General features: G+C 71.0%; 16 protein-coding genes. 6 read left to right on the plus strand and 10 right to left on the minus strand.

All coding sequences use genetic code 11. The annotated features are described in order from the left end of the window. Nucleotides 1–38: 38 nt before the first annotated feature. The 3 genes from H7694_RS04215 (at nt 39) to H7694_RS04225 (ending at nt 2,747) form a co-directional block, all read left to right on the plus strand. The gene (locus H7694_RS04215) at nt 39–2,150 is read left to right on the plus strand and encodes a RecQ family ATP-dependent DNA helicase (RefSeq protein ID WP_193598300.1); all 2,112 of its coding nucleotides are present in this window, start codon (nt 39–41) and stop codon (nt 2,148–2,150) included. Nucleotides 2,151–2,226: 76 nt separating this feature from the next. After that, nucleotides 2,227–2,490: a type II toxin-antitoxin system Phd/YefM family antitoxin gene (locus H7694_RS04220; RefSeq protein ID WP_193598301.1), complete on the plus strand. Its 264-nt coding sequence runs from the start codon at nt 2,227–2,229 to the stop codon at nt 2,488–2,490. After that, nucleotides 2,487–2,747, plus strand: a complete 261-nt coding sequence (locus H7694_RS04225; protein WP_193598302.1) for a type II toxin-antitoxin system RelE family toxin — start codon at nt 2,487–2,489, stop codon at nt 2,745–2,747. The genes H7694_RS04220 and H7694_RS04225 overlap by 4 nt, the downstream gene beginning before the upstream one ends. A 159-nt stretch (nt 2,748–2,906) precedes the next feature. Here H7694_RS04225 and paaI read toward each other — a convergent pair whose 3' ends face one another. From paaI to pdhA, 8 genes are read right to left on the minus strand one after another with little or no spacing between them, the layout of a single operon-like run. Then, nucleotides 2,907–3,314 (minus strand): hydroxyphenylacetyl-CoA thioesterase PaaI, encoded by a 408-nt coding sequence (paaI, locus tag H7694_RS04230; RefSeq protein ID WP_193598303.1) that lies wholly within the window; start codon nt 3,312–3,314, stop codon nt 2,907–2,909. After that, nucleotides 3,311–5,506: a phenylacetic acid degradation bifunctional protein PaaZ gene (gene paaZ / locus H7694_RS04235; RefSeq protein WP_227468280.1), complete on the minus strand. Its 2,196-nt coding sequence runs from the start codon at nt 5,504–5,506 to the stop codon at nt 3,311–3,313. Before paaZ ends, paaI begins: the two co-directional genes overlap by 4 nt. Then, nucleotides 5,503–6,357 (minus strand): 3-hydroxyacyl-CoA dehydrogenase family protein, encoded by an 855-nt coding sequence (locus H7694_RS04240; protein ID WP_193598304.1) that lies wholly within the window; start codon nt 6,355–6,357, stop codon nt 5,503–5,505. Before H7694_RS04240 ends, paaZ begins: the two co-directional genes overlap by 4 nt. Next, complete coding sequence (locus H7694_RS04245) at nt 6,354–7,121, minus strand: enoyl-CoA hydratase/isomerase family protein (RefSeq protein WP_193598305.1); 768 nt, start codon at nt 7,119–7,121, stop codon at nt 6,354–6,356. Before H7694_RS04245 ends, H7694_RS04240 begins: the two co-directional genes overlap by 4 nt. Then, entirely contained in the window at nt 7,114–8,304 is a 1,191-nt protein-coding gene (locus H7694_RS04250) for a thiolase family protein (protein WP_193598306.1), read from the minus strand. Before H7694_RS04250 ends, H7694_RS04245 begins: the two co-directional genes overlap by 8 nt. A gap of 2 nt (nt 8,305–8,306) precedes the next feature. Further along, nucleotides 8,307–9,857, minus strand: a complete 1,551-nt coding sequence (locus tag H7694_RS04255; RefSeq protein ID WP_193598307.1) for a dihydrolipoamide acetyltransferase family protein — start codon at nt 9,855–9,857, stop codon at nt 8,307–8,309. Further along, nucleotides 9,854–10,900, minus strand: a complete 1,047-nt coding sequence (locus H7694_RS04260; RefSeq protein WP_193598308.1) for an alpha-ketoacid dehydrogenase subunit beta — start codon at nt 10,898–10,900, stop codon at nt 9,854–9,856. The genes H7694_RS04255 and H7694_RS04260 overlap by 4 nt, the downstream gene beginning before the upstream one ends. After that, nucleotides 10,897–12,000, minus strand: a complete 1,104-nt coding sequence (gene pdhA / locus H7694_RS04265) for a pyruvate dehydrogenase (acetyl-transferring) E1 component subunit alpha (protein ID WP_193598309.1) — start codon at nt 11,998–12,000, stop codon at nt 10,897–10,899. Before pdhA ends, H7694_RS04260 begins: the two co-directional genes overlap by 4 nt. Nucleotides 12,001–12,164: 164 nt before the next feature. Between pdhA and H7694_RS04270 the strand changes: the two genes are divergently transcribed. Continuing rightward, nucleotides 12,165–12,602, plus strand: coding sequence for an Lrp/AsnC family transcriptional regulator (locus H7694_RS04270; RefSeq protein WP_193598310.1), 438 nt, complete (start codon nt 12,165–12,167; stop codon nt 12,600–12,602). 55 nt (nt 12,603–12,657) lie between these two features. Here H7694_RS04270 and H7694_RS04275 read toward each other — a convergent pair whose 3' ends face one another. Beyond that, nucleotides 12,658–14,061: an MFS transporter gene (locus H7694_RS04275; RefSeq protein WP_227468281.1), complete on the minus strand. Its 1,404-nt coding sequence runs from the start codon at nt 14,059–14,061 to the stop codon at nt 12,658–12,660. Between the two features lie 176 nt (nt 14,062–14,237). Beyond that, the gene (locus tag H7694_RS04280) at nt 14,238–14,888 is read right to left on the minus strand and encodes an HAD-IA family hydrolase (protein ID WP_193598311.1); all 651 of its coding nucleotides are present in this window, start codon (nt 14,886–14,888) and stop codon (nt 14,238–14,240) included. A 250-nt stretch (nt 14,889–15,138) separates the two neighbouring features. Here H7694_RS04280 and H7694_RS04285 point away from each other — a divergent pair, with 250 nt between their 5' ends. Continuing rightward, nucleotides 15,139–16,587, plus strand: a complete 1,449-nt coding sequence (locus tag H7694_RS04285) for a glyceraldehyde-3-phosphate dehydrogenase (RefSeq protein ID WP_193598312.1) — start codon at nt 15,139–15,141, stop codon at nt 16,585–16,587. 170 nt (nt 16,588–16,757) lie between these two features. After that, nucleotides 16,758–17,819 carry a winged helix DNA-binding domain-containing protein gene (locus H7694_RS04290; protein WP_193598313.1) on the plus strand — a complete coding sequence of 354 codons (1,062 nt, stop codon included), beginning with the start codon at nt 16,758–16,760 and terminating at the stop codon, nt 17,817–17,819. The last annotated feature ends 10 nt before the right edge of the window (nt 17,820–17,829 follow it).

Genomic DNA, 17,829 nt, shown 5'->3' on the forward strand with positions numbered 1-17,829 from the left:
CCGGACGGCTGTCAGTGGGGTGCGGCAGAGTGGAGGCCATGACTTCCACGACGTCGACCGAGGTGCGGGATGCCGCGATCGGGGCGCTGCGCGAACTGGTCGGGCGACCGGATGCGCAGTTCCACGAGGGGCAGTACGAGGCCATCGAGGCGCTGGTCGAGGGGCGCCGCCGGGCTCTGGTCGTGCAGCGCACGGGCTGGGGCAAGTCGGCGGTGTACTTCGTCGCGACATTGCTGCTGCGCAGGCGGGGCGCAGGACCGACCGTGCTGGTCTCGCCGCTGCTGGCGCTGATGCGCGATCAGATCGCCGCTGCCGAGCGAGCTGGTGTGCGCGCTGTCGCGATCAACTCCACGAACGCGCACGAGTGGGACGAGGTGATCGCACGGCTCGACCGCGACGAGGTCGATGTACTGCTGGTCTCGCCCGAGCGGCTGAACAACCCCGCTTTCCGGGAACAGCAGCTGCCGGCTCTGGTGCAGCGGATCGGGATGCTGGTCGTCGACGAGGCGCACTGCATCAGCGACTGGGGGCATGACTTCCGGCCCGACTACCGTCGGCTGCGCGACCTGATCGCCGGCATGCCCGACGGCGTGCCGGTGCTGGCTACCACGGCCACGGCGAACAGCCGGGTGGTGGCGGATGTGGCCGAGCAGCTCGGTGGGGGAGACGGACGGGGACCGGAGGTCGTGACGATCCGCGGGCCGCTCGCGCGGGCGTCGCTGCGGCTCGGTGTTCTCGAGCTGCCGGGCTCTGCTCAGCGCCTCGCCTGGCTGCTCAGTCACCTCGACGACCTGCCCGGATCGGGCATCATCTATACGCTCACCGTCTCGGCGGCCGTCGACACCGCGCGTCTGCTGCGTGAGCACGGGCACGAGGTGCGCGCTTACACCGGGCAGACGGATGCCGACGAGCGCGAGGAGTCGGAGGGGATGCTCAAGCGCAACGAGGTGAAGGCGCTGGTCGCCACGAGCGCACTGGGCATGGGTTTCGACAAGCCCGACCTCGGGTTCGTCATCCACCTGGGCGCTCCTTCGTCTCCGGTGGCGTACTACCAGCAGGTGGGCCGTGCCGGCCGTGCCAGCGAGAGCGCCGATGTGCTGCTGCTTCCCGGTCCGGAGGACCGCGACATCTGGCACTACTTCGCGACTGCATCGATGCCGGACCGGGAGCGCGCCGAGCGCGTCATCGCCGCGCTGGGTGATGCGCCGATGTCGACCCCCGCGCTGGAAGCGGTTGTCGACATCCGCCGCACTCCGCTGGAGCTGCTGCTGAAGGTGCTCGACGTCGACGGCGCGGTGCGCCGTGTGCAGGGCGGCTGGGTCGCCACCGGCCGGCCCTGGACCTACGACGCCGAGCGCTACGAGCGCATCGCCGCCGAGCGTCGTGCCGAGCAGCAGCACATGATCGAGTACGAGCGCACCGACCGCTGCCGGATGGAGTTCCTGCAGCGTTCGCTCGACGACGACACGGCAGCGCCGTGCGGCCGGTGCGACAACTGCGCCGGTGCGTGGTTCCCGCGCGATATCGGAACGGATGCCGGCTCCGCAGCATCCGAGTCGCTCGACCGTGTCGGTGTGCCGATCGAGGCCCGTCGGCAGTGGCCGACCGGTGCCGATCGCGTCGGCGTGCCCGTGAAGGGCCGCATTCCGGCGGACGAGCAGGCGAGCGAAGGCAGGGCGCTGGCGCGACTCACCGACCTCGGCTGGGGTGGCACGCTGCGCGAGCTGTTCGCGGCGGGTACGGCCGATGCACTCGTGCCGCCGCAGGTGCTGGCCGCCTGCGTGCGCGTGCTCGCCGGGTGGGGCTGGGCGCAGCGACCGGTGGCGGTCATCGGCATGCCGTCGCGGTCACACCCGCAGCTGGTGGACTCCCTGGCGCGCGGCATCGCCGAGGTCGGCAGGCTGCCGTATCTGGGCTCGCTGTCGTTCGCCGGCGGTGGTCCGACCGGCCAGCCCGGCGGGAACAGTGTCTTCCGTCTGGCCGGTCTCTGGGATCGGTTCACCGCCGAAGGGCTGGTTGTGCCGGCAGGGCCCGTGCTGCTCGTCGACGACCAGGCCGACAGCCGCTGGACCCTCACGGTCGCCGCTCGCGAACTGCGGCGGGCTGGGGCGAGTGAGGTTCTGCCTTTCGTGCTCGCGCTGCGGGGGTGACGCATCGTTGATGCGATGCATTGTGCAATGCTGTCGTACATGTGTACACAACTGCGCTAAATGCTACTATTGCCACATGGGATCGATGGAACGTGAGGTCACGACTCGCGAGTTGCGCAGTCAGCTCTCTGACGTACTCGGCCGCACGATGTATGCCGGAGAGCGCATCGGCGTGACCCGAAACGGAAAGCTCGCCGCAGTGATCGTCAGTGTGGCTGATCTCGAAACGTTGGAAGAGTTCGAGATGGCACAGGACGTGGCGGCATATCGTGAGGCCAAGCGGTCTGATGACGGCGCCCGTGTCTCGCTTGATGAGTTGCGGGCCGAACTGGCCTCATGAGCTACCGCGTCGAGTTCACTGCAGCTGCGGCTCGGCAGGTCAAGAAGCTCCCGCGACCGGCCCGCGATCGCGTACTCGAAATGGTCGCGGTGCTGGCGGAAGACCCCAGACCCCATGGGGCCAAGAAGCTTGTGGGTGAGCAGACCGCGTGGCGCATCCGCATCGGCGAATACCGAGTGATCTATGACGTGTTCGACGCCGAGCTGACCGTCACCGTCGTTCGAGCTGCACACCGCAGGGAAGCGTACGACCGCTGAGGCGAACACCTGGCACTCGTTCAACGAGCGGCCTGCCGACGAGAGTGACCATCGGAGTCCACCGCAAACGATCAGAGGTCGAGAACACCTGGATCGAGCGCGGCTGACGTCGCGTCGTCGTGGCTTGCTCGAAAGCGGTGACGGGATCGAGGTTGGCTGTCAGCCCATCCCGCGGTTGGTGATCATCGACCTTCCCCGGAACTCGGCGACGACGGCACCGGTCTCGTCGATGATCGTCACGTCGTACAGGCCGGTGCGGCCGCTGACCACCCGCCGGACGGCCGTCGCGGTCAGGGTCTGGCCGGCGGTCGTCGACTTCAGGAAGGTGATGTCGGCGCCGGCGGCCACGGTGACCCGCTCGTCCTCGTTGCACGCGATCGCGAATGCGGTGTCGGCGAGGGCGAACACCAGGCCGCCGTGCGTGATGCGGAAGCCGTTGAGCATGTCCTCGCGCACGGGCATCGACACCACGGCGCGGCCGGGCTCGTCCACCTCGACGACCATGCCGAGCATCGCCGAGGCTGCGTCGCGCCGCATCATCTCCCTCATGCCGATCCTCTCGCTCATACGGGCACCGTTGCGCCGGACTGATATGCGCCGGCCTGAGTTGCGCCGGACTGAGCCGCACCGGCGCCCGGCTCCTCGCCGGTCGGCTCCTTGCTCACCAGCGTCAGCACGTCGTACGTCGCGACGGTCTCGTCGTCCTGGTTGCGGATGACGGCGTCCCAGCGCACCTCGCCGTACTCATCGGTCTCGCGGGGCGTGATCTGCTTGGCGGTCAGCTCGACCCGGATGCTGTCGCCCGGCGACACCGGCGTGATGAACCGCAGGTTCTCCAGCCCGTAGTTGGCCAGCACAGGCCCGGGCTCGGGGTCGACGAACAGGCCGGCCGCCCACGACACGAGCAGGTAGCCGTGCGCCACCCGGCCGGGGAAGAACGGGTTCGCGGCCGCGGACTCCTCGTCCATGTGCGCATAGAACGTGTCGCCGGTGAAGTGCGCGAACGTCTCGATGTCATCCAGGGTCACCTCGCGCGAGGCCGAGACGACCTGGTCGCCCAGGCGCAGCTCGGCGAGCGACTTGCGGAACGGATGCCGTCCGTCGCTGTTCGTCGCCGCACCCGCATGCCACACTCCAGTCAGCGCCGTCAGCATCTCGGGCGAGCCCTGCACCGCCGTGCGCTGCATGTGGTGCAGCACGGCGCGGATGCCGCCCAGCTCCTCGCCACCGCCCGCGCGCCCGGGGCCGCCGTGCACCAGGTTCGGCAACGGCGAGCCGTGTCCGGTGGACGAACGCGCGTCGTCGCGGTCGAGCAGCAGCATCCGACCGTTGAACGGAGCGATGCGGGTGGCGAGCTCGACGGCCTGCGCCGGGTCATGCGTCGCGATGCTCGTGACCAGTGACCCGCCACCGCGGGCGACGAGCGCGGCAGCCTCGGCGGTGGTGCGGTACGTCAGCAGTGATGAGACCGGTCCGAACGCCTCGACGTCGTGCACGGCATCCGCCTGCGCGTCGTCGAAGCGCAGCAGCACGGGCGAGACGAACGCGCCGTCGGGCGCCGCGCCGGTCGAGCCGTCGGCGTGACGCACGTCGGGGGCGTCCGTGGATCCGACCACGACCTGCCCGCCGGCATCCTGCAGCTTCTGCACCTGCCGCAGCACCTCGTCGCGCTGGGCGGTCGAGGCGAGCGGCCCCATCGTGACACCCTCGGCGCGCGGGTCGCCCAGCACCGTCTTCTCGGCGATGCGGGCGCGGACGGCGTCGATCACGTCGTCGGCGGCATCCGCGGGGACGATCGCCCGGCGGATGGCGGTGCACTTCTGGCCGGCCTTCGTCGTCATCTCCACGACGAGCTGGCGCACGTAGGCATCGAATTCGGGGGTGCCGGCGACGGCATCCGTTCCCAGCACCGAGGCGTTGATCGAGTCGGTCTCGGCGGTGAAGCGCACCCCGCCGGTCTGCACAGCCGGATGCTGCCGCAGGCTCTCGGCGGTCGACGCGCTGCCGGTGAACCCGACCAGGTCGCCCAGCCGCAGGTGCTCGAACAGGCCGGGCACGCTTCCGCTGATCAGCTGCAGCGACCCCGCGGGAAGCAGCCCGGAGTCGACGAGTATGCGCACCATCGCCTCGGCGAGATAGCCGGTCGGGGTGGCCGGCTTGACGACGGTCGGCATGCCGGCGAGGAAGGCGGGTGCGAACTTCTCGAGCGAGCCCCAGACCGGGAAGTTGAAGGCGTTGATCTGCACGGCCACACCGGGGAGCGTCGTGTACACGTGCCGTCCCAGGAACGAGCCGTCCTTCGACAGCGGCTCGACCGGGCCGTCGACGTGCACGGTGCTGTTGGGCAGCTCGCGGCGCCCCTTGCCGGAGTACGAGAACAGTACGCCGATGCCGCCGTCGATGTCGACCCACGAGTCGGTCTTCGTCGCGCCGGTGCGCGCGGACAGTGCGTACAGCTCGTCCTTGCGCTCGGTCAGCGCGAGCGCGAACTGCTTGAGCAGCACGGCGCGCTGGTGAAAGGTGAGGGCGGCCAGGCTCGCGTGCCCGACGGTGCGCGCGTACTCGAGCGCACCGGCGAGGTCGAGACCCTCCGTCGACACGCGCGTGACCACCTCACCGGTGGAGGCGTCGCGCACCTCGGTTCCCTTCGACGGGCTCAGGGGCCCAGAGGCGCCGGCTACCGCGCCCGGCTCGGCAACCCGGTCCTGCGCCGGCGTCCACCATGCGCCCTGCACGTAGCTCGGCAGATATCCGGTCATCTCTCCTCGTTCCATACGTAGAATCCCTCGCCGCTCTTGCGGCCCAGCTTCCCCTCGGCCACCATCCGCCGCAAGAGCTCCGGCGGCTCGAACCGCGGACCCAGCTCGCGGGCGAGCTCCTCCGCGATCCCCAGCCGCACATCGAGGCCGACGACATCGGTGGTGCGCAGCGGCCCCATCGGGTGCCGGTAACCGAGCTCCATCGCGGCGTCGATATCGGCGGCATCCGCGACGTTCTCCTCGAGCATCCGGATGGCCTCCAGCGCCAGCATCACCCCGAGCCGGCTCGATGCGAAACCGGGGGAGTCGCGCACCACCACGGGTGTCTTGCGCAGCGTGGTCACCCATTCGCGGGCGGACGCGACGACATCGCGGCCGGTGCGGTCGCCGACGACGATCTCGACCAGCTTCGATGCGGGCACCGGGTTGAAGAAGTGCAGCCCGATGAGCCGGTCGGGGCGGGAGAGGGATGCCGCCAGTGCGTCGATCGAGATCGACGAGGTGTTGGTGGCCAGCACGGCATCCGCCGCGACGACGTCCTCGATCCGTGCCAGGGCCCCGGCTTTGAGGTCGCGATCCTCGGGCACGGCCTCGACGACGAGCGATGCGACGGCGAACGCGTCGAAATCGACGCCGACGGAGAGGGATGCCGTGGCGTGATCGGCATCCGCGAGGTCACCGCGCTGCACCGAGGCGGCGATGCTCGCCAGCACGCGCTCGCGTGCCGCGGCCGCCGACTGCTCATCCCGCTCGACCAGGCGCACGCGCGCGCCGGCGAGCAGGAAGGCGTGCGCGATGCCGGCGCCCATACGGCCGCCGCCGAGCAGCCCGACGGTTCCGGGAACGGTCATGGCGTCTTCACCTCGCCGGCACGCGCGCGGTCCGCGCGGCGCTCGAGGAAGGCGGTCATGCGGCGGTGCTTCTCGTCGCTCTCGAACAGCTCGGCCTGCACCTCGAGCTCGATGCCGGGATGCTGGTCGGCGGGGGCGAGCAGCACGAGCTTGGTCAGCGCTGTGGCCCGGGGACCGTTGGCGCAGATGCGATCGGTCAGCGCATGCGCCGCCGCCATAAGGTCGCCGGGTTCGTGCAGCGCGGAGAGCAGGCCCCAGGCCAGTGCCTCCTCGCCGTCGATGATGCGGCCGGTGAGCAGCAGTTCGCTCGCGCGCGCATGGCCGATGATCTCGGGCAGCCGCCAGGTCGCTCCCGCGGCGGCGATGATGCCCAGCCCGGTCTCGGGGTTGCCGAAGCGCACCCGGGGCGTGCCGATGCGGATGTCCGCGGCGTAGGCGAGTTCGGCGCCGCCGCCCAGCGCGTAGCCGTCGACGGCGGCGATGACGGGCATCGGCAGGGCGCGGATGCGGCGGAACGCCGTCGTGTTGACGCCGCGCCTGGCATCGGCCGCGTCACGGTCGCGCAGCTGCCCGATGTCGGCGCCCGACGCGAAGACCCCGTCGGAGCCGGTGAGGATCAGCACACGCGGGTTCTCTTCGAGCTCCTCGCACAGCGCGTGCAGCTCGTCGATCACGGCCTGGTCGATGGCGTTGCGCACCTCCGGCCGGTTCAGGGCGGCGACGACGCGATCGTCGCGTCGCTCGATCTGCAGCATCTCAGCCATCGATCCGCTCCACGATCATCGCCGTGCCCTGGCCGACGCCCACGCACATGGTCGCCAGGCCGTAGCGGGCGCCGGAGTCCTCGAGACGGCGCAGCAGCGTGACCACCAGCCGGGATCCGCTGGAGCCCAGCGGATGCCCCAGCGCGATCGCACCGCCGTCGGTGTTGACGATCTCAGGGTCGAGCCCGAGGCGGCGGATGCTGGCGAGCGACTGCGTCGCGAACGCCTCGTTCAGTTCGACGGCGCCGAGATCGTCGACGGTGAGCCCGGCACGGCGCAGCGCCTTCTCGGTCGCGGGAACCGGCCCCAGGCCCATGATCTCGGGTGCCAGCGCGGCGCTCGCGGACGCGACGATGCGGGCGCGGGCGCGCAGGCCGTGCCGCTGCACGGCATCCGCGCTCGCCACGACGATGGCCGAGGCGCCGTCGTTGAGCGAGCTGGCGTTGCCTGCGGTGACGACGTGCCCGCCGGCGACGACGGGACGCAGCTTCGCCAGCGCCTCCGGCGACGTCTCCCGGCGCGGGCCCTCATCCACCTCGACCACGCCGCGCGGCGTCTGGACCGCGACGATCTCGCGCGCCAGCCGCCCGGCGTCGATCGCGGCCAGGGCGCGCTGATGGCTGAGCAGGGCGAAGGCATCGGCATCCTCGCGGCTGATCCCGTCGACGCGGGCGACCTCCTCAGCGGTCTCGGGCATCGAGAAGGTGGCCTTGTCGCGGGCGAGCAGTCGTGGATTCGCGAACCGCCAGCCGATCGACGTGTCGTACGCCGCGCCCGGTTTCGCCCACGCCCGCTCGGGCTTGGCCTGCACCCAGGGTGCCCGGGTCATCGACTCGACACCGCCCGCGACGATCACCTCCGCGTCGCCTGAGCGGATCGCCTGCGACGCCATCGCGATCGCCGACATGCCCGAGGCGCACAGCCGGTTCACGGTGATGCCGGGCAGGGTGTCGGGCAGTCCCGCCAGCAGCACGGCCATGCGTGCGACGTTGCGGTTGTCCTCGCCTGCCTGGTTGGCAGCGCCCAGGATGACCTCGTCGATCGCCTCGTGCGGCACACCCGACCTGGCGACCGTCTCACCGACGACGAGCGCCGCCAGGTCGTCGGGACGTACGCCGGCCAGCGCACCGCCGTAGCGGCTGACGGGGGTGCGGATGCCGTCGACGAGATACGCCTCCGCCATGGTCAGACCCTCCCGTAGGCGCGCAGCGGATGCTCGATGAGCTCGACCACGCGGCGCAGGAACCCGGAGGCGTAGCCGCCGTCGCACACCCGGTGGTCGAACACCAGCGAGAGCTGGGCGATCCGGCGGACCACGATCGCCCCGTCGACCACCCAGGGACGCTCGATCATCCGGCCGATACCGAGGATCGCCACGTCGGGATGATTGATGATCGCGGCCGATCCGTCGACCCCGAAGCCGCCGTAGTTGTTCAGCGTGAACGTCGATCCGCGCAGCCGCTCGGGCGGCATGGATCCGGCGCGTGCGGTCTCGGCCAGTTCGCGCAGCGCGGCATCCAGCTGCTCGACGGTGAGCTCGTGGGCGCGCGGGACGACGGGCACGAGCAACCCGCGCGCGGTGTCGGCGGCGATGCCGAGGTTCACGCCCTCGAACGAGATGATCTCCTCGCCGTCCTCGCTGAGGCGTGAGGCGAGCAGCGGGTAGTCGGCGAGGGCCAGCAGTGCGAAGCGGGCCACGAGCGCGGTCAGCGACGGCGCCTTCGCGCCCTCGGTGGCCATGTCGGCACGCAGCTCCCACAGTCGGGTGGCGTCCACATCGACCCACACGGTCGCCTCGGGGATCTCGGAACGGCTGCGGCTGAGCTTGGCGCTGACGGCCTTGCGCAGCGGCCCCATCCGCTCCCGCGAGCGCACGGCGAGCCCGTCGATCGCACCCGCGTGCGGCGTTGCCGACGAGCCGGTCGATACGGCGACGCCGTCCACCGCGCTGTCGACGGCCGCACGCAGCACGTCACCGCGGGTGATCGCCCCATCGGGGCCGGTCGCGACGACCGTGCGCACATCGACGCCGAGGTCGCGGGCGAGGCGGCGCACGAGAGGGGAGCGCACCGCGACCGGGCGGGACGACGGGCCATCCGATCGCTCGGCCGGCGCCGCGGCGCCGGGCGCCGGGGCGCCGGGCGCCGGGGCGTGTTCCTGGGGAGCATCGACGGCCGGCGCGGATGCCGTCGTCGCGGTGGAGGTGGATGGCGCAGGGGAGGCGGATGCCTTCGCCGCAACGGGGACGGCTGCCGACGCAACGGAGGCGGGTGCCGCCGCGCGTGCACGGCGCCGGCCGGAGCCGGCGCGTTCGCTGGTGCCGTAGCCGATCAGTACGTTCCCCGACCCTGCGCGCTCCTCGGAGCGGTAGGCGTCCTTCTCGGTCGTGCCGGAGCTTCTCGCGCGAACGGCATCCCTGCTCGCGACGGCATCCGCGCTCGCCGCAGCATCCGGGTCGCCGACGGCATCCGCTGTCCGCGGCGCCGGGGCGCCGTCGACCTCGAGGACGGGTGCTCCGACCAGGATCGTGTCGCCAGGGGCGCCGTGCAGCGCCGTGATCACTCCCGAGAACGGCGAGGGCAGTTCGACGATGCTCTTCGCGGTCTCGACCTCGGCGACGGCCTGGTCGGTCGCGATGGTGTCGCCGACCGCGACGAGCCACTGCACGAGACCTGCCTCGGTGAGCCCCTCGCCGAGATCGGGCAGACGGAAGACGCGAGCGGTCGCGGTCGTCATCGTGCAGCCCCCTCGGCGGGCTCGTCGTCCCAGTGCAGCGAGTCGATGGCATCGAGGATGCGATCGGCATCCGGCAGGTACCAGTGCTCGAGCTTCGGGGGAGCGAAGGGCGTGTCGAATCCGGTGACCCGGCGCACGGGCGCCTCGAGGTACTCGAAGCAGCGCTCGAAGACCCGGGCCTGGATCTCGCCGGCCACGCTCACGTATCCGGGTGCCTCGGCCACCACCACTGCTCGTCCGGTGCCGCGGACGGCGGCGGTCACCGTCGCGTCGTCGAACGGCGAGAGGCTGCGCACATCGATCACCTGCACGCTGCGGCCCTCGGATGCGGCGATCTCGGCCGCCTCCAGGGCGACGGGCACCATGGCCGCGTACGCGAGCACGGTGACGTCGGTTCCCTCGCGGACGACACGCGCGGTGCCCAGATCGGCGGTGATGGAGGTGTCGACCTCGCCCTTGGACCAGTACAGCTTCTTCGGCTCGAGGAACACGACCGGGTCGGGCGAGGCGATCGCCGCCCGCAGCAGCGAATACGCATCCTGCGGGGTCGACGGCGCGACCACGGTCAGCCCGGGAGTGTGCGCGTAGTACGCCTCGGACGAGTCGCAGTGATGCTCCACCCCGCCGATGCCGCCGCCGAACGGGATGCGGATGACGATCGGCATCCGCACGCCGCCGCGGGTGCGGTTGCCGAGCTTGGCGACGTGGCTGACGACCTGCTCGAACGCGGGCAGCGCGAACGCGTCGAACTGCATCTCGACCACCGGGCGCATGCCGTTCATGGCCATGCCCACGGCGGTGCCGATGATGCCGGACTCGGCCAGCGGGGTGTCGAAGCAGCGGTCCTCGCCGAACCGCTCCGCGAGTCCGTCGGTGATGCGGAACACGCCGCCGAGCGCCCCGACGTCCTCCCCGAAGACGACCACACCGGGGTCCTCCTGGATGGCGTCGGCGAGGGCACGGTTCAGCGCGGCGGCCATGGTCATGGTGCCCACCACGTGGCGGTTGGTGTCGATGTTGATGTCGTCGTGTGCGATCGTCATCGGTGGCCTCCGGCGTCGGTGAGGGATGAGCGCTCGATCTCGCCACGCAGCAGCTGCCATTGCTCCTCGAGCTGCGTCGAGCGGTCGGCGGTGACGAAGCGGAACAGGTCTTCGGGGTCGAGGTCGGCATCCGTGTTGAGCGCGTCGCGCAGTGCGGATGCGATGCTCTCCGCGCCGGCGGCGAGGCGCTCTTCTGCCGCGTCGTCGAGCAGGCCGCGTGAGAGCAAGTGAGCTCGCATGCGGCTGAGCGGATCGCGCGCGACCCACGCCTTCACCTCGTCGCGCTCGCGGTAGCGGGTGTCGTCGTCGGCGTTGGTGTGCGCCTGCATCCGGTAGGTGTGCGCCTCGATGAGGGAGGGGCCGCCGCCGGAGCGGGCGCGCTCGACGGCCTCACCGAGCACCGCGAGCACGGCGGCGACGTCGTTGCCGTCGACCCGCTGCCCGGGCATGCCGTACCCGATCGCCTTGTGCGCCAGCGACGGCGCCGCGGTCTGCCGCGACAGCGGCACCGAGATCGCGAACTCGTTGTTCTGCACGAAGAAGACCACCGGCACGTGGAAGACCGCCGCGAAGTTCATCGCCTCGTGGAAGTCCCCCTCGCTGGTCGCGCCATCGCCGCACAGCGCGAGCACGACCGTGTCCTCACCGCGGTGCTTCGCGGCCTGCGCGAATCCGACTGCGTGCAGCAGCTGCGTGGCCAGGGGCGTGGCCTGCGGGGCGACGCGGTGCTCGGCTGGGTCGTAGCCGGAGTGCCAGTCGCCCTTCAGCAGCACCATGGCATCGGCCGGGCTCACGCCGCATCCGATCACGGCGACGGAATCACGGTAGGTCGGGAACAGCCAGTCGTGCTCACCGAGCACGAGCGAGGCTCCCACCTGGCACGCCTCCTGTCCGTGCGAGGACGGGTAGACGGCCAGGCGTCCCTGACGCACCAGTGCGTACGCCTGGTCGTTGATGCGGCGTCCCTCGACGAGGCCGCGGTATGCGCGCAGCAGGGTGTCGTCGTCCGGCATCGCGTAGCGCTCGTCGGCGACGGCCGCACCGTGCTCGTCGATGAGTGCGACGGGTGTGTCGCGGGGGAGCAGGTCATCATGCTGCATCGGTTCGCCCTCCTTGCCGAACGTGGTGTGGCCAGTCTGGCCCTCGCGTGTCAATCGTCCAATCAACCTCAGAAAGATCTGGATGATTGGCGATAGTCTCGGTCTTCAGGAAGCGAACTGTCAGAGCCCGCTGACGGAACGACGCCGAGGACGAAGGGGTTCATATGACGCTGCTGGATGCCACCGACCGTGCGATCCTCGACCAGCTGCGCCGCGATGCGCGCACCTCGATGACGGCCATCGCGGATGCCGTGCACATCTCGCGCGCCGGTGCCCACGCCCGCATCAAGCGGCTCACGGATGCGGGGGTCATCACCGGGTACACGGTGCGCACCGACCCGGTGCAGCTCGGGCACCACGCCTCGGCCTACGTCATGCTCGCCATCGAGCAGGCCACCTGGCAGGACGTGCAGGCTCGGCTGCGGGCGATTCCCGAGGTTGAGCACATGGCACTGGTGGGCGGGGACTTCGACGTCATCCTGCTCGTGCGTGCCAGCGACGCGCGCGACCTGCGGCGCATCGTGCTGGAGGACATCCAGGCGATTCCGTCGATCCGCTCGACCCGCACCACGCTGATCTTCGAGGACTTCACGCGCGAGTGAGCCGCGGCATCCGGTGACAGCATCCGGATGCCGCGGCCGCAGGCTCTCCCCGCGGTCAGGCTGACTGGCGCGGGGCGCGCAGCAGCGCGACGCCGGCGACGAGCCCGGCCAGGGCGATGATCGCGGCGCCGGTGAACGCGGCGCCGTATCCCGCCTCGGCGCCCGCGGAGGCCGCGATCGGCGCGGAGATCGCCGCCAGCGCGGCCAGGCCCAGCGCCGAGCCGATCTGGTAGCTGGTGTTCACCAGTCCCGACGCCACGCCGGCGTCGGCCGGGGGAGCGCTGGCGATCGCGGTGCTCAGCGAGGGCACGAAGGCCAGCGCCATGCCCGCCGCGGCGACCAGCGAGGCGGGGAGCACGTGGCCCGCGTAACCGCCATCTGCGGGTGCGAGCGCCAGCCATCCGATGCCGGCGGCGAGGGCTGCGAAGCCGCCGATGAGCATCGCGCGGGTGCCGAAGCGCGCAGCCAGGCGCGGGGCGACCAGCGTCATACCGAGCACGATCAGCAGGGTCATCGGGATCAGTGCCGCACCGGCCGCGAACGCGGTCGCGCCGAGCACGTTCTGCAGGTGCAGGTTCAGGAAGAACCACATCGGGATCCAGGCGGCGCCGAGGAGCAGCTGGGCGACGTTGGCACCGGCTAGCTGGGGCAGGCGCAGCATGCGCGGTCGCAGCAGCGGCTCGGCGGCCCGCGCCTGCCGCACTCCGAAGCCGATCAGCAGCAGGATGCCGGCGCCGATCGCCACGAGAGTCGTGGTGCTCGCCCATCCGGTCTCGGGCGCCTGCACGACACCGAAGACGGTGGCGGCGAGTCCGAGCGTGCCGGTCACGGCGCCGAGGACGTCGACGCGGCCGGCGCTGCGCGCTCCGGCCGGGAATGCGGCGGGCGTGAGCAGCAGGATGGCGAGTGCGATCGGGACGGTGACGTAGAACACCCACGGCCAGCCGAGGTACTCGGTGAGCACGCCGCCGAGGAACACACCCGCGGTGCCGCCGATCGGTGCCGCGGCGCCGTATACGGCGAACGCACGCGGCAGCTGCGGCGTGCCGCCGAAGACGGCCATCAGCAGACTGAGGGCGGCGGGGGCGATGAGTGCGGCTCCTGCGCCCTGCACGGCGCGAGCGGTGATCTCGATCCACGGTGCGGTGGCCACTCCGGCGCCGATCGAGCCGATGAGCAGCACGGCCCATCCCAGTGCGAACATGCGGCGTGCGCCGAGCAGGTCGGCGAGACGGCCGCCGAGCAGCAGCAGCCCGCCGAAGGCGATCACATAGGCGTTGAAGATCCAGGTGAGCGTGTCGGGTGTGAAGCCGACGTCCCTCTGGATGTCGGGCAGGGCGACCCCGATGATCGAGGTGTCCATGATGACGACGAACTGCGCGGCCGCGATCAGCGTGAGAGCGAGGCCCTTGCGTGATCGAGCCGTCGTCGCCGCGGCTGGCATGGTCTGAGTGGACACGGTGAGTCCCTTCGTGGGTGCGGATGCCGTGAATCGGCATCCATCAATGGGACCCAACGGGTATACCCCAGGGGGGTATTCCCGATTCGAGTTGTTTGCGACGCGGCGTGCGGTCGGTGGCGCAACGTGGGAGCGGGCCCGAGTCCGGCACCAAGGGGGCGGCGGTCAGCCGGAGGTCAGGGCAGAACGATCTCGATGCCGTCGTCGAACACCGAGATGCTCACCTGCGTGAGGTCGTCGACGACGTGAGTCGCGCCGTGGGCTGCGGCGTGGGCGCCGACCCCGATCACCCGCATCCCGGCTGCGAGTCCTGCCGCCACGCCCGCCTCGGAATCCTCGAACACCACGCAGTCGGCGGGGTCGATGCCCAGCGCTTCGGCTCCCTTTAGGAAGCCTTCCGGGTCGGGCTTGGAAGCCGACACGCTCTCGGCCGTGACGGTCAGAGCGGGAACGGTGAGGCCTGCGGCCCCCATCCGCGCGGTCATCAGCGCGATGTCGGCCGAGGTCACGATCGCGTGCGGTGCGTCTCGCAGCGCCGCCAGCAGAACGCCCGCTCCGGGGATCTCGATGACGCCGTCGACATCCGCGCTCTCGCGCGCGAGCATCTCGGCGTTCTCGACGACGTTGATCGCGTGGTCGCGGTCGGGGAGCAGGATCGCCATGCTCTGATGTCCCTGCCGCCCGTGCACGACGCTGAGCACGTGCTGCGGGTCGATTCCATGCGGCTCGGCCCACTCGAGCCAGAGCTTCTCGACGACGGCTGTCGAGTCGACGAGCGTGCCGTCCATGTCGAGCAGGACGGCACGGGCGAGGAGGCGCTGAGTCATGCATTCAGGCTATCCGCCGCACGCGTTCCGGCCCGGGGCGTCACTCGAGCGCGTGATTTCCGCCGTTGTGCACGCCGCTTCGTGACGCGAATCTTCGCAGCGGTTAAGAACGCTGCTTTTCGGCATCCGGAATCGCCTGAAACCGCAGGCCGGGCGGATTCGCGCGGATAGCCTGGTCTGCGGGCGGATCCGCCCCATTCCACGCCGCGCCGCACCCCGATGGCGCGCGCCGACGCACGCAAGGACGCACATGTACGATGTCGTGACCGCCCACGATGACTGGCGCATCAAGGAAGAGCTGGCAGAGCGGATGATCCCCCTCATCGGCGGCCTGAACCGCGAGCGCGACGTCGTCACGTCGTTGCACGGGCATCGCCTGCTGGGGCTGTCGACGACCGGCATCCTCGAGGTGCACGAGCGCGTCGCGCAGCTGGGCCACAGTCAGATGGCGCTCACCGACACCCTCGCCGTGCTCGAGGCGCTGCGCGAGATCCGCCCGGGGGCGTCGTCGCTCGACCTCGCCCGCCTCGCCGAGGGGCACGCGGCCAGCGGACAGGACCTCGCCGACTACCTGCGCGCCGAACTGGCGCCGGCACTGGGCGCCGAACTGGCAGCCCCCGTGAATGTCGTCCTGTACGGCTTCGGCCGCATCGGCCGCCTGCTCGCCCGGATCATCATCGCCCACAAGGGCGGTGGCAGCGGCCTGCGCCTGCGTGCGATCGTGGTGCGCCGCGGATCCGACAACGACCTCGTCAAGCGTGCCTCGCTGCTGCTGCGCGACTCGGTGCACGGCCGGTTCGAGGGAACCGTCGACGTCGACGAGGAGAAGTCGCAGATCATCGCCAACGGCACCCGCATCCAGCTGATCTACTCCGACGACCCGGCCACCGTCGACTACACCGCCTACGGCATCGACGACGCGATCATCGTCGACAACACCGGCCGCTGGCGCGACGAGGCGGGCCTGAGCCGTCACCTGCAGGCGAAAGGCGCCGGTCGCGTGCTGCTGACGGCCCCCGGCAAGGGCGAGCTGAAGAACATCGTCCACGGCATCAACGACTCGACCATCACCGCCGATGACCGCATCCTCTCGGCGGCATCCTGCACGACCAACGCGATCACCCCGGTGCTCGCCGCGATGGACGAGGCGTACGGCATCGTGCGCGGTCATGTCGAGACGGTGCACTCGTTCACCAACGATCAGAACCTGATCGACAACTTCCACAAGGGCGACCGGCGCGGCCGCTCGGCGGTGCTGAACATGGTGATCACCGAGACCGGTGCCGCCAAGGCCGTCGCCCGCGCGCTGCCGCAGCTGGCGGGCAAGCTGACCGGTTCGGCGATCCGGGTGCCCACCCCCGACGTGTCGCTGGCCGTGCTGCACCTGACGCTGGAGAACCCGGCGACCAGGGACGAGTTGAACGACTACCTGCGCCGCGCCTCGCTGCACTCGAAGCTGCGCCAGCAGATCGACTACGTCGAGAGCCCCGAAGTGGTCTCCACCGACTTCGTCGGTTCGCACCGCGCCGGCATCGTCGACGGCCTGGCCACGATCGCCAACGACCGCGATGTCGTGCTCTACGTCTGGTACGACAACGAGTACGGGTACTCGTGCCAGGTGGTGCGCGTGCTCGAGGTCATGGCCGGCTCGCACCCCGTCGTGCTGCCCGCGCGCCGCGAGGTCACGCTGTACGCCTGAGTCCGGCATGGCCGAGCCCGGGCCGCCGGGTGTGCCGGATCACTGACGGGATGCCGTGCCGCCGGCGTGTCGGGCGGACGACACGCCGTTGTGCGGCCTGTGCATCAGTGATCCGGGACGGCCGGATGTCGGTCCGGGACGATGTCGGAGGCGAGCGTCATCATGGGACGATGAGCGACCTGCTGACGCACCGGCTCCGCGCCCACCGGCTGACCGCGCCGGCAGGGACGGTGACGGATGCCGCACGGCACATGCTCGCCGTGCAGAGCCAGGACCTGCTGGCGGGCCGGTGGGCGCTCGGCGTCCGCACCCGGGCGTCGGCGCGAAGGGGTGAGCCCACGCTCGCCCACGTCGACGCGGCGTTCGCGCGCGGCGACCTCGTGCGCGCCTGGACCATGCGCGGCACGCTGCACATCATCGCCGCGACCGACCTGCGCTGGGTGCTGTCGGTGACGGCGGATCGGCAGCGTCAGCAGGCGGCGGGCCGGCATCGCGACCTCGGGGTCGACGAGCGGATGCTGACCAGCGCCGCCACCGCGCTGCGCCCGGCCCTGCGCGACGGCGGGTGCACGCGCGCCGAGGCCTTCACCCTCTTGGAGGGCGCGGGTATCGACCCGCGCGGGCAGCGCGGCATCCACCTGCTGTTCGCGCTGACGATCGCGGGGGAGATCTGCCAGGGGCCGATCGACCCGGCTCGCAACGGCGGGGTCGCCCGCGAGCAGCGTTTCGTGCTCACCGAGGACTGGGTGCGTGACTCGCACCAGCCGGACGATCCTCTCGCCGAGCTCTTCGTGCGCTACATCGACGGTCACGGCCCGGCAGGTGTCGCCGACTTCGCCTGGTGGTCGGGGCTCACGAAGGCCGCCGCGCGCGAGGCATGCGAGCGCGCGCAGGACCGGGTGACCGAGGTGTCGGAGGGTCTGTACGCGGCGCAGAGAGCCCCACGGCGCTCGCCGGAGGCTGCGGATGCCTTCGCCCTCCCGGCCTTCGACGAGTACTACATCTCGTACGCCGACCGCACGCCGGTCTGCCCACCCCAGCATCAGACTGCGGTGGGGCCGGGTTCCAACGGCATGGTGCGTCCGACGCTCATCCACGATGGCCGGGTCGTCGGGACCTGGGCGCATGCCGATGCCACCCGGCACGAGCCCCCGGTGTTGTTCGACGACGACCACGACCCGGATGCCGCGGCATCCGCGTTCGCCCGCTTCGCACGGTTCACCGGCGGCTGAGCGGCAGAAT

Source organism: Microbacterium sp. YJN-G, assembly GCF_015040615.1.
In the GTDB taxonomy this organism is placed as follows: domain Bacteria; phylum Actinomycetota; class Actinomycetes; order Actinomycetales; family Microbacteriaceae; genus Microbacterium.